This window comes from Pseudoalteromonas sp. S2893, assembly GCF_005887105.1.
GTDB classification, from domain to species: Bacteria; Pseudomonadota; Gammaproteobacteria; order Enterobacterales; family Alteromonadaceae; genus Pseudoalteromonas; species Pseudoalteromonas atlantica.
The window spans coordinates 81,414-92,755 of record NZ_PNCY01000017.1 but is presented as its reverse complement, the minus strand read 5'-3'; the positions used below and the strand labels follow the sequence as shown (position 1 = coordinate 92,755).

12 protein-coding genes are annotated in these 11,342 nt (G+C 40.0%); 5 read left to right on the top strand and 7 right to left on the bottom strand.

Annotated elements, in window-relative coordinates; translation table 11 throughout:
• Window positions 1-189: hypothetical protein (locus CWC04_RS19750; protein WP_212747128.1), on the top strand; the 189-nt coding region annotated here is incomplete at its 5' end.
• A 258-nt stretch (window positions 190-447) separates the two neighbouring features.
• On the opposite strand, the gene CWC04_RS11220 is transcribed toward CWC04_RS19750, so the two are convergent.
• From CWC04_RS11220 to CWC04_RS11200, 5 genes are all read right to left on the bottom strand, one after another.
• Window positions 448-768 (bottom strand): hypothetical protein, encoded by a 321-nt coding sequence (locus tag CWC04_RS11220; protein WP_004589283.1) that lies wholly within the window; start codon window positions 766-768, stop codon window positions 448-450.
• Window positions 769-784: 16 nt separating this feature from the next.
• A complete protein-coding gene (locus tag CWC04_RS11215) occupies window positions 785-1,516 on the bottom strand; it encodes a nuclear transport factor 2 family protein (protein ID WP_029773547.1) in 732 nt (243 codons plus the stop codon).
• A 92-nt stretch (window positions 1,517-1,608) separates the two neighbouring features.
• A complete protein-coding gene (locus CWC04_RS11210; protein WP_138685461.1) occupies window positions 1,609-2,352 on the bottom strand; it encodes a ferredoxin--NADP reductase in 744 nt (247 codons plus the stop codon).
• Window positions 2,353-2,746: 394 nt separating this feature from the next.
• Window positions 2,747-3,448: a purine-nucleoside phosphorylase gene (gene deoD, locus CWC04_RS11205; RefSeq protein ID WP_004587192.1), complete on the bottom strand. Its 702-nt coding sequence runs from the start codon at window positions 3,446-3,448 to the stop codon at window positions 2,747-2,749.
• 15 nt (window positions 3,449-3,463) lie between these two features.
• Window positions 3,464-4,681: a phosphopentomutase gene (locus tag CWC04_RS11200; RefSeq protein ID WP_096042662.1), complete on the bottom strand. Its 1,218-nt coding sequence runs from the start codon at window positions 4,679-4,681 to the stop codon at window positions 3,464-3,466.
• A 194-nt stretch (window positions 4,682-4,875) separates the two neighbouring features.
• On the opposite strand from CWC04_RS11200, the gene udk reads away from it, so the two are divergent.
• The 3 genes from udk (at window position 4,876) to CWC04_RS11185 (ending at window position 7,802) form a co-directional block, all read left to right on the top strand.
• Window positions 4,876-5,505 carry a uridine kinase gene (udk, locus tag CWC04_RS11195; protein ID WP_004587190.1) on the top strand — a complete coding sequence of 210 codons (630 nt, stop codon included), beginning with the start codon at window positions 4,876-4,878 and terminating at the stop codon, window positions 5,503-5,505.
• A 17-nt stretch (window positions 5,506-5,522) separates the two neighbouring features.
• Window positions 5,523-6,746, top strand: coding sequence for a NupC/NupG family nucleoside CNT transporter (locus CWC04_RS11190; RefSeq protein ID WP_004587189.1), 1,224 nt, complete (start codon window positions 5,523-5,525; stop codon window positions 6,744-6,746).
• 354 nt (window positions 6,747-7,100) lie between these two features.
• A complete protein-coding gene (locus tag CWC04_RS11185; RefSeq protein ID WP_138685460.1) occupies window positions 7,101-7,802 on the top strand; it encodes a substrate-binding periplasmic protein in 702 nt (233 codons plus the stop codon).
• Window positions 7,803-7,898: 96 nt separating this feature from the next.
• Here CWC04_RS11185 and CWC04_RS11180 read toward each other — a convergent pair whose 3' ends face one another.
• Both CWC04_RS11180 and CWC04_RS11175 read right to left on the bottom strand, forming a co-directional pair.
• Window positions 7,899-8,579 carry a substrate-binding periplasmic protein gene (locus CWC04_RS11180; protein ID WP_095206752.1) on the bottom strand — a complete coding sequence of 227 codons (681 nt, stop codon included), beginning with the start codon at window positions 8,577-8,579 and terminating at the stop codon, window positions 7,899-7,901.
• 196 nt (window positions 8,580-8,775) lie between these two features.
• Window positions 8,776-8,985, bottom strand: coding sequence for a cold-shock protein (locus CWC04_RS11175; protein ID WP_004587186.1), 210 nt, complete (start codon window positions 8,983-8,985; stop codon window positions 8,776-8,778).
• A gap of 559 nt (window positions 8,986-9,544) precedes the next feature.
• Between CWC04_RS11175 and CWC04_RS11170 the strand changes: the two genes are divergently transcribed.
• Window positions 9,545-11,341, top strand: a complete 1,797-nt coding sequence (locus CWC04_RS11170) for a glycoside hydrolase family 3 protein (protein WP_138685459.1) — start codon at window positions 9,545-9,547, stop codon at window positions 11,339-11,341.
• Window position 11,342 lies beyond the last annotated feature (1 nt).

The window sequence follows — 11,342 nt, the reverse complement described above, 5'->3', positions numbered from 1 at the left end:
AAAGTGATTATGTCACCACCGAGAAGTGAAGGAGGAGAGCAAGAGAAAAACTGGAGAAGTAAATCACCAATACCTGTGTTTTCTCTGTGTAGCGCGAAGCGCCTCTGTGCCCTCTGTGGTGAAAAACAAGTTAAGCCAATTATTCACAAAGAGGTTAAGAGACGCTGCGCTTTTAGAGCTAGAGAATAAGTGATTTAATAAATGATCACATAAGTAAGAATTCGGTCTACAAAACAGTATTTGAATTTAGTGTTAGACGCGCACTGCTTTTGTTTAAAAGTGATTATCTCACCACAAAGAAGTAACTCACCAATGCCTGTTTTCTCTGTTTAGCGCGAAATGCCTTCTGTGGGGCAATTAATGAGAAAATACGCATCCCCCTGAGCAAACTAGGCGTCTACAGGCAAAATTAGCTACAGGGTAAAACTTGTATTCAGGCGTTTATAATTATCGTTTAAAGTATAAATCGATGGCTTTGGTGAGGAGTTCGTCGAGTTGCTCTTCGAAGGTATCTATATCAATTTCAAAATGGTTTAAATAGGCCTTGGCTTGCACTCGCGATAGGTTGCGGTTTTTTACGCTGTATTGACGCTCATCTTTTTGTTTATCAAAACGTGGTAAAAACAAAAATTGCCCGTAATAAGGTGATTTAATATGCTTATTAGCATAACGACAAAAGTCTTCTATGTGATCTGCGCCCTGCGGCCCTAAACACCCTGGCTCAACGCGATACATTAAGCGAATTTTTTTGTCGTCTGCTAACTGCATAGTATGCCTTTTATAATTATCTAAAAAATAATACGCGGATTATTTTTCCGTCTTTTATTTGGTAGCTCGATACTAACTCAGAGCGTTTATCTACCACGTTTTCGTCTGTTGAACAGGTTTCTGATAGCTCGTGGTCTATTACTATGTCGCCGTGCACAATGCGCTTTATTGGCGAGCTATTAATGCACTTTAATTTTTTAAACATTAAGCCATAACGGGCTATTAGTTTTTCTTTTCCTTTAAATAATAGCTCATTAGGAAAAATATAAAACTCTACATCTTCATCGTACATACGAATAAATTGTTCAATATTACGTGCGTTATAGGCTTCAACTAATTGCTCTACAACAGCAAGCGACTCGCGAGATTGCTTAGCTTTAGCTTGCTGCTTAGCGGTTAATGCCTCTTTGGCTTGCGTTACCGCTTTTTCTGCCTCGGCCACAGCTGCTGCTTTTTCTACTTTGTTTTTTGGTTTTTCTACCGGTTTTGGGGTTTCGCTACCCAGTACTTTTGAGTCGTCAGGTTTAGTAGTATCTACTGTTGGCGTTTTAAGCTCTGGGGCTTGGTACTCAAGCGTGTTTAACTTTTCATCTTTTGCTTTTGTTGGTGAATTGCTGGCTTGAGTAGAGCTTGACGCTTGCTCGGTACTTTTTTGCTCTTCTTGAGTCTCTTCGGTTTGCTCTGCTGCATAACTGATCAGGGCAACAGTGGCAATAAGCGAGGCAAAAATAATAGATAACGATTTCATAACTTTCCTAATATGAACATATAACGCTGTTAATGCTGCAACATAACAAATTTGAGCGTTTTCGGGTAGCAATTAAATGATTGTTATACACTTTACCAATACTGCTCAACCGTTATGTGCCCTGGGTCTCTGCGACGATTTCGTTTAAAGTTTTTGTCTAAAAGTAACTGTGTGGTGTCTTTTACCATTTGTGGGTTACCGCAAATCATAAATTGCGAATTACTCGGGCTTGGGGTTTTAGAGGCTTTACTAAATAGCTCGCCGTTTTGAATTGCTGTAGTTATACGCCCTTTCAGGCCTTGCTGTGGCTCCTCACGGCTTACAACCGGAATGTAGTTAAGTTGTGTAGGGTGTGCGTTTATTAGGGCGTGTATTAGATTTTGATAGCTTAAATCGGCATTAAAACGTACGCCGTGCACTAAATTAATCTGCGTGTATTTTTGCCATACCTCTTGTTGCTGCAAAATAGATAAAAACGGCCCTATTGCAGTGCCTGTACTTAGCATCCATAACTGCTCGCTTGGCGGTATTTCGTCTAAGGTAAAAAAGCCTGTGGCACGTTGCTCTATTAATACAGTGTCGCCTGATTTTAATTGCGCCAACCTAGGCGATAATAAGCCGCCCTCTACATTGATAAGGTAAAATTCTAAATCGGGGTTATTAGGCGCGTTTACATAAGAGTATGCCCGAGCAATTCGTTTATCGCCCTCCATAATCGAGAGCTTAGTAAACTGCCCTGCTTTAAATGGCTCTACGCTTGCGTTCACTACCAGGCTGAAAAGTGTATCGCTCCACCATGTTACTTTTTTTACGGTTGCATCTACCCAGTTAGACATAGTCAACTCCATAGCTTAACGGTTAAACAACAAAAACAATAAATGGTTGTAATTTATACACTAGCATTAACTTAGTAAGAGTGACACTGGGTGTAGCTACTTTTTAAACGTAGTGCTTTTACTTTGGGTAACATTGGTTTGATTAAAAAGATGAGTAGCAGCGGCTTTATGCCGCGAAAAAAATTAATACCAAACGCGAGGTTAACCCCAGCTACGCGGTTAGCTCGTGCTGTGCAGCTTGCTGGCGCTTTAAAAGCAGCGCTTTTTAGGCATAAAAAAAGCCGCATAAAATGCGGCTTTGGGGGTTTAGTCTCACTTCACTTTGGGCGTGTCTCCAAAACTTAGTGAATACGTTACCAAGGAACTGTTTGCTAATTTAATAAAATTGCGTTTATTAAATAGACTCTAAAGCAATTTTAACCATTTCGTTAAATGTGCTTTGGCGCTCATCTGCAGGTGTTGCTTCACCGGTGATCACGTGGTCACTTACGGTAAATAGTGCCATTGCGTTAGCACCATACTCTGCAGCTACACCATATAAACCTGCTGTTTCCATATCTACAGCTAGTACACCTAGTTTATCTAGGTCTTTGTAGAATGTGTCATCAGCTTGGTAGAAGGTATCGGTAGTAAATACGTTACCTACTTTTGCTTTAATGCCTAGGTCTTTAGCGGCGTTAACACCGTTTAAAAGTAGGTCAAAGTTAGCAATTGCTGAAAAATCGTAACCACGAACGCGTGCACGGTTTACGTTTGAGTCGGTGCTTGCGCCTTGTGCAAAAATTACGTCGCGAATTTTAATATCTGTACCAATACCACCACAGGTACCAATACGAATAATATTTTTAACGCCAAAGCTTACAATTAACTCACGCGCATAAATAGACATAGATGGTATGCCCATGCCCGAACCCATAATACTTACAGGTTTACCTTTGTATGTGCCTGTAAAGCCGTACATGTTACGTACGCCTGTTACTTGTACTGCATCATCTAAAAAGTTTTCAGCAATGTATTGTGCACGAAGCGGATCGCCCGGCATTAATACTGTTTCAGCGAAGTCACCAACGTTTGCACTAATATGCGGAGTACTCATTAATTGTTTTCCTTTTTATTTAGGCGCGTTTAGCTTATTTAAAAAGCCGTCACCGTATTCAAGTGCAGGTAAGTTAAACCACTGTGCAAGGGTTTGGCCTATATCTGCAAAGCTATTGCGCTCGCCAAGCGGGGTATTTTGCATGCCCGGTTGATAAGCTATAACTGGTACATATTCGCGGGTGTGTTCTGAACCTGGAAAGGTTGGGTCACAGCCGTGATCTGCAGTGATCATTAACACGTCATCTGCATTTAATTGGTTTAGTATAGTTGGTAAGTAATCGTCAAATTCTTTTAACGCTTTTGCATAGCCAACTGGGTTGCGACGGTGGCCAAACTTTTCGTCAAAATCAACTAAATTGGTAAAAATTAAGCTGTTATCTGGCGCACTTGCTAATACTTCGCTGCTTTTTTCAAGCAAATTCATCAGCCCTGGGGCTTTGTGTTTTTGGGTAATGCCTTGGTGTGCATATATATCTGCAATTTTACCAATGCTTATTACTTCACCACCGTGTTTAGATAGCACATCTAATAGGGTCGGTGCTGGCGGCAATACTGAATAATCGCGACGATTACCAGTACGGGCAAAATCTGCGTTGCTTGTGCCTAAAAATGGCCTAGCAATAACACGGCCTATATTTAGTTTATCAAGTAATTCGCGGGCAATTTCACACACTTCGTAAAGGCGCTCAAGGCCAAAAGACTCTTCGTGTGCGGCAATTTGAAACACGCTATCTGCTGAGGTGTAACAAATTGGTTTGCCTGATTTTACGTGCTCTTCGCCTAGCTGCTCTAATATGGTGGTGCCTGATGCATGACAGTTGCCTAAAATGCCAGGTATACCAGTAGCGGCTATAAATTCGTCTACAAATTCTTGTGGAAAACTCGGCTGTGTTTTAGGGAAGTAGCCCCAATCAAATAACACAGGTACGCCGGCCATTTCCCAGTGCCCTGATGGCGTATCTTTACCGCTTGAAAGCTCTTTTGCATAACCCCATGCACCTTGCGATGCTTGACGCTCAGAAACTAAACACGTTTCACCGCCCGCTGCCTCACAGGCATCGATTAAACCTAATTTAGATAAATTAGGTAACGATAACGCTTTACCCGTTTCGTCGTGGTATGCTTTTAATAAGTGGGCGAGTGTATTTGCTCCAACATCACCAAATTTGTCTGCATCGGGTGCTGCGCCTATACCTAGGCTGTCTGCCATTAAGATGATTGCTCTTGCCATGTTGACCTCACTTTGCTTCTAGGTGGTTACTTTATCCGCTGATCGAATTTTCCGTACAGGACATAAGTCCTGTTTCATAAAAGCTAAACATTATAAATTTGCGTTCTTAAGCAAAGCAAAAGAGATTATTCGTGTCTTTTTTGCTATTGTGATCAACCAAACAACTTTTCCTTTCTGTGTGGGTGAGAACTTTAGTGACACGAACTATTATAGCTATTGCTGGCGCATCAGCGTCGGGCAAATCTCTTTTTAGCCAAACTATTTACAATGAGTTGGTTAATGAGCTTGAACCAGGCGCTATCGCCATTATTGAAGAAGATGCTTATTACAAGGATCAGTCGCATTTGCCTATGGAACACCGTACGCAAACTAACTACGACCATCCTGATGCATTTGAACATGAGTTAATGCTTGAACATTTAACTCAACTTCGTAGTGGTAACTCTGTCGAAGTACCTACTTATGATTATGCACAACACACACGAAGCGATGAAACTCGTCGCGTTGCTGCAGCTAAAATTTTAATAGTAGAAGGTATTTTATTATTAAGTGATAAAGCACTTAATAAAGAATTTGATATTAAGGTATTTATAGATACACCCCTTGATATTTGCTTAATGCGTCGTATGCAACGAGACATGGAAAAAAGAGGCAGAACATTACAATCTGTTGTTGAGCAATATCAAGCAACTGTTAGACCGATGTTTTATCAATTTATTGAGCCTTCAAAGCATAACGCTGATTTGGTTGTGACTCGAGGCGGAATGAACCGCGTTGCGATTGATATTATTAAAAGTAAAATTAAGTATTTACTACAAGAATAATAACGGGAAACATCTGTATGACAACATTTATGAGCTTAGTAGGCATGTTTGTACTACTAAGTATTGCTTTTGCGGCTTCGACTAATCGTAAAGCAATAAACTTACGCACCGTAGCGATAGCCTTTGCTATGCAAGTAGTTATTGGTGGGTTTGTACTGTTTTTTGAAGCAGGTAAAAATGTGTTAGCAAGTATGTCTAGTGCCGTCTCTTCGGTAATTAGCTTTGCAAACGACGGGATTGGGTTTTTATTTGGCCCACTTGCATCGCAAGATACACTCGGTTTTATTTTTGCTATTCAAGTTTTACCGGTCATTGTGTTTTTCTCAGCTCTTGTTGCTGTGCTTTACCACATTGGCATTATGGATTGGATAATTAAAATTCTGGGCGGCGGTTTACAAAAACTATTGAAAACCTCGCGCACAGAGTCGCTCTCAGCAACGGCTAATATATTTGTAGGCCAAACTGAAGCACCCTTAATTGTTAAGCCGTTTATAGCAACCATGACTAAGTCTGAGTTGTTTGCAGTAATGGTAGGTGGCTTAGCCACGGTAGCAGGCTCTGTAATGGCAGGTTACGTAATTATTGGTGTAGAGCTTAAGTATTTAATTGCCGCTAGCTTTATGGCTGCACCAGGTGGGTTTTTAATGGCCAAAATGATTGTGCCAGAGACCGAAACACCTAAAGATACGCTTGCTGATTTAGACACCGATGAAGACAAGCCAGTTAATGTTATTGATGCAGCAGCATCAGGCGCAGCTAACGGCATGCATTTAGCGCTAAATGTGGGCGCAATGCTATTAGCTTTCGTAGCATTAATAGCATTATTAAACGGTTTACTAGGCGGTATTGGTGGGTGGTTTGATTACCCTACTTTAACGCTACAAGAAATTTTAGGTTATGTATTTGCCCCTGTTGCATGGTTACTTGGCGTACCATGGGATGAGGCAATCATAGCAGGTAGTTTTATTGGTCAAAAGTTAGTAGTAAATGAGTTTGTTGCTTACTTAGACTTTATAAATTATCGCGATACGTTAAGTGCGCACACTCAAGCAATTGTAACATTTGCGTTATGTGGGTTTGCTAATCTATCGTCGATAGCTATTTTACTAGGTGGATTAGGCGGTATGGCGCCTAGTCGGCGAAAGGATATCGCACGCTTAGGGCTCAGAGCAGTGTTAGCAGGATCTATGGCTAACCTTATGAGCGCAGCAATTGCTGGGTTTTTCCTCTCGCTAGCTTAGAAACTTAATGAGATGAACACCGGTGTTGCAAAACAAGAAGATAGTACTTTAAGGGGTTAAAGCACTATCTGACTTGAACGATACTTCACCAAGGGCCGCAAGGCCCTTTTATCGTTTTAGGGCCCTTATAAATATATTCTTCCTTTTAAAAACAACTCCCTCTTTCTTACCTTTAAGTACATATACGCGCATGGCTTTTTATATTTTTGCGATAAATTTGTATTATTGAAAAGTGGTAAATTATAAATTTTAGGCCACACTTAGGTTTATCCTAATGTAACCTACTGTTTTATTGATGTTCTACCTTTAAGCACACTCATAAAATAGCCGCTGTTGATAAGTCGATTTATATAAATGCGTAAACTTTTATTAGTATTGTTGTTTGTTTTTTTTAATAGCTACGCAAGCTCAGACCCTCTTTTAGTTGTCACGGAACTCTCGCCGCCCGATCAAATACTCGTTAATGAAAAAGTGACAGGCAAAGGCACTGAGTTTATAAGGGCTATTTTTGCAAAGGCGAACCTAACGCCCGATATACAAATGTACCCATGGGCGCGAGCATTTAGACTTGCCAGCACTATCCAAAACACCTTTATTTACACCATAGCGCGCACCAAAGGGCGAGAAAACGACTTTCATTGGATAGGCCCAGTTTCGCATTTTGAGCTTGCTTTTGTTGCGCTTAAAGAGCGTGACGACATAATTATTAACAATACTGAGGAGGCAAAAAAATACAAAATAGCGATGCAACGTAACGACTTTTCTACTGATATATTAACCAACTTGGGGTTTGAGGTTGTGCTAACCACCGATATACAAAAATCGTATGCGTTATTGGTTGCCAAAAAAGTAGACTTAATTGTTGATGACCCCGAACTAATACACCAAATTAGTCAGTATTTGCCCACCCCTGACGCTGAATTTAAAGCCATATATAATGTAGAAGAACTCAAGGTAGATGCCTATTTGGCAGCAAATAAAAACACCGATATGCGCTATATAAACGCGCTACAAAAAGCCTTTTACACACTTAAAAATACCCAAGGGCTGCCCTAGCCCCTAAGCTAAACCTTGCTTTTTTAAGCGCAACTTTAACGCTTAGTTACGTTAATTAGTACCTAAGTAGTGAAGTCAAAAATAGGGGCTTAGTGATTAATTATTGCTATATGGCGCTATGAACGAATCGAGACTGCGCTCTTGTTTTAGCACTTTAAAGGCACGTTGAAAGCGATCTACTATGTGCTGCGGCACCGCTTTATTAAACGCTAAATAATTATCTTTAAGGTCGTTACTTACAGGTAGCTCAGTAAGTTGCTCTACATCAAGTAAGCTCACGTTATAAGGCTTTAATTGGTTATAAATAACGTGTTCGGAGCCTAAAATAAGATCTATTTTATTGTTTATAAAAAGCTGAATATATTGTTGCTCTTCACCAAACGTCATTAAGTTTTGCCCATTTACAAACCCTATTTTTTTGACCAATGATTGATATATATCTCCCCTTACCATGCCTAACGAATAAAGAGTGGTGTCGTTAAGGGTATTTACAGTGACATCAGGACGGCTTTTTAACTTATAAAAATAAGTTCGTGCAGTAGTTAACGGGCCAAGCCAATTAAATAAAGGAATTCGGTTAGTATGTTGCGCCATTGAAAAAATGGCTGAATAAGGCTTTTTATGCACAAGCATTGCGGCACGCTTCCAAGGCATGACTTTAAAGTCGCACTCTACTTCTGCTTTAATACACAGTGCGTTGACTATATCGTAGTTAGCGCCAACAAGTTGGCCGTGCTCGTTTATAAAATTATAAGGTGCAAACTGATCTGTATAAATAACTAACTTAAAATGGTTTGCATAAGTAAACGTGCTAAAGAAGAAACAAGCAATAAAAGGAAAGAGTTTTAGAATAACCGCACCACTACATTAATTTATATTATTAAATGATAGATGGCGCTATTTTACAGTCAAATTTTAGACACAAAAAAAGCGCCTTAAGCGCTTTTTTTTATTTTTACTTTAAAAGTAAAAATTATAACGGAGTGATGTTATCCGCTTGAGGACCTTTTTGACCTTGTGAAAGAGTGAACTCTACACGTTGGCCTTCAGCTAAAGTTTTGAAACCTTCGCTTTTGATTGCTGAGAAATGTGCGAAAACGTCTGGGCCGTTTTCTTGCTCGATGAAACCAAAACCTTTAGATTCGTTAAACCACTTAACTGTACCTGATACGATGTTAGACATTGTAATATCCTGATATAAAAATAAAAAATATGCTCATAAGAGCGGGTGTAGCAAAAAATGAGATGGTACTTAAAAACTTCAGGACGGTACTACAAGTATTACTTATACAACAACGAAATAAAGATTTATAAACTATCATGCTTTCTTTCTAGCTGCGGCCTACTATATAGAGTTAACTATATATGTCAAGCCTTTATAGTAATGCAGCCAATAAATAGTGTTTGTGCTTAGCCTTTAATAACTCCCGTGGCTAGCCTATAGCTTAACCCCTACGCGGCTTTAACAGTTAACTGGCCAATTAAAACAATGAACTATTTAATCTTTAGATTTTAAAAGCGGTGGCAGTGAGTACAGCTAATTTAAGGCCTACTCACCATTTAAATAAAACGTATTCAGCCATGATACACGCCTTACAATTTACCCTGTGTATATAAACAGCTGCACTTTGCAGTTGTACACAAAAATAGATAAGCTACTGCCACTTATCTATTTAGCGTTGGAGTGTGTTTTGCTAAATAAATGCTTTATTTCGTCTGTTGTTTTTTTATCTGGGTGTTTAATGCCATTACAATCTTCTTTTGCTAAGCCTACACTGTCTCTTGAACAACAATTGGGGCAAAAACTAATACTCGATTTACGCTATTTTTGTCAGCAAGGGTCAAGCAAACAATGCAGAACACCGGTTACTACCCTACCTGATGAACTAGCAGCGGCCATTGCTAAGCATAATATTGGTGGTGTAATTTTATTTTCTGAAAACACCCAATCTATTGAGCAAACCATTACCCTTAATAGCCAATTACAAGCTGCGGCGAGTAAATCAAGTTCAAAGCTGCCGTTATTTATTTCGATAGACCAAGAAGGCGGCCGAGTAGCGCGTTTACCACGCGATGTTGCCACTTCATTTACTGGTAATATGTCTATTGGTGCAACCTATAAAAAGTATGGCACTCAATACGCAACCCAAACTGCCACTGTTATAGCTAAAGAGCTTAATTCGTTAGGTATTAATGTTAACTATGCCCCTACGGTAGATGTAAACATGAACCCCGATAACCCGGTAATTAATGTTCGCTCGTTTGGTGAAAACCCAGCGCTTGTCAGTAAATTAGGCGCAGCACAAGTGGCAGGATTTGAGAGCAACGGCGTTATTACATCGTTAAAGCACTTCCCAGGGCACGGCGATACCAACGTAGACAGCCACACAGGGTTACCACAAGTAAATCACTCCAAAGAAGACATATACCAACAAGACTTAGCTCCCTTTAAACACATAATTGCCACGCAAAACCCAGGTATGATTATGACGGCGCATATTCAATACCCACAACTCGATAACAGTACGTTTGTAAGTGTTGATGGCAAAAGCATGATAAAACCCGCCACTATGTCGCGTACCATAATTACTGACATTTTAAGAGGGGAGTTAAATTATCAAGGTGTGGTGGTAACCGACGCTTTAGATATGGCCGGCATTAGTCATTTTTTCACCCCAACGCAAGCGGTAATCAATACCTTTGCAGCAGGCGTTGACTTAGCGCTTATGCCAATAGAGATCAGAACACCGGCTGATTTAAACGCACTCGACAAACTAATGGATGAATTAGTCGCATCTGTTAATAATAAGCAGCTCAGTAAAGACGAAGTTGCTCAATCGGCTGCGCGTATAACCGCTTTAAAAAATAAATTTAAATTAACCACACAGCTAGACCCATTAAGCACTTTGGCTAAAGCAAAAGATATTATTGGCTCTCAAGCACATCGCAAAATAGAAGCTGAGCTTGCCGTAAATGCTATTACTGAGGTTAAAAATAACAATAATGCATTGCCTCTTAATTTAAGCAAAGGGCAACACATCCATATTATTATGCCCGATACCCGAAAATGCATGGCCATGCAGCAAGCGCTTAACGCTATAAGTAATGCAGCGCTTAAATATAGTTGCAGTAGTTTACAAGGGTTTGACCCTGTAAAGGCGCATAGCTTAATTAAAAATGCAGATGTTGTTATTGCAGGCAACGCTACGCCTAATCAAAGCGCTGTAGAGATTGGCGGAATGGATGATTTAAAAGACGACCCTCGCTTTGCACTCAATACCGCTGAGCAACCTAAAGCGCTGTCATCTTTATTGGATATAGCTGCATCAGTGAATAAAAAAACAATATTTATAAGTTTACGTGCCCCCTACGACATAGCGCAGTTTGGCAGCAGAGCTAATGCAGTTCTTGCTTCTTATGCGTATAATATAGATACAGATAAAAACAATGCTGTTGCAGGGCCTGCGTTTACAGCGCTTGCTAAGGTATTGTTAGGCAGTGCACACGCTCATGGCGTACTGCCAGTTACCATAAAATAAT

Excerpts from the sequence above, each read along its gene's own strand:
- CWC04_RS11220 (WP_004589283.1), bottom strand. The coding sequence starts at position 768 with ATGCAGTTAGCAGACGACAAAAAAATTCGCTTAATGTATCGCGTTGAG.
- CWC04_RS11215 (WP_029773547.1), bottom strand. The coding sequence starts at position 1,516 with ATGAAATCGTTATCTATTATTTTTGCCTCGCTTATTGCCACTGTTGCC.
- CWC04_RS11210 (WP_138685461.1), bottom strand. The coding sequence starts at position 2,352 with ATGTCTAACTGGGTAGATGCAACCGTAAAAAAAGTAACATGGTGGAGC.
- deoD (WP_004587192.1), bottom strand. The coding sequence starts at position 3,448 with ATGAGTACTCCGCATATTAGTGCAAACGTTGGTGACTTCGCTGAAACA.
- CWC04_RS11200 (WP_096042662.1), bottom strand. The coding sequence starts at position 4,681 with ATGGCAAGAGCAATCATCTTAATGGCAGACAGCCTAGGTATAGGCGCA.
- CWC04_RS11190 (WP_004587189.1), top strand. The coding sequence starts at position 5,523 with ATGACAACATTTATGAGCTTAGTAGGCATGTTTGTACTACTAAGTATT.
- CWC04_RS11185 (WP_138685460.1), top strand. The coding sequence starts at position 7,101 with ATGCGTAAACTTTTATTAGTATTGTTGTTTGTTTTTTTTAATAGCTAC.
- CWC04_RS11175 (WP_004587186.1), bottom strand. The coding sequence starts at position 8,985 with ATGTCTAACATCGTATCAGGTACAGTTAAGTGGTTTAACGAATCTAAA.
- CWC04_RS11170 (WP_138685459.1), top strand. The coding sequence starts at position 9,545 with ATGCCATTACAATCTTCTTTTGCTAAGCCTACACTGTCTCTTGAACAA.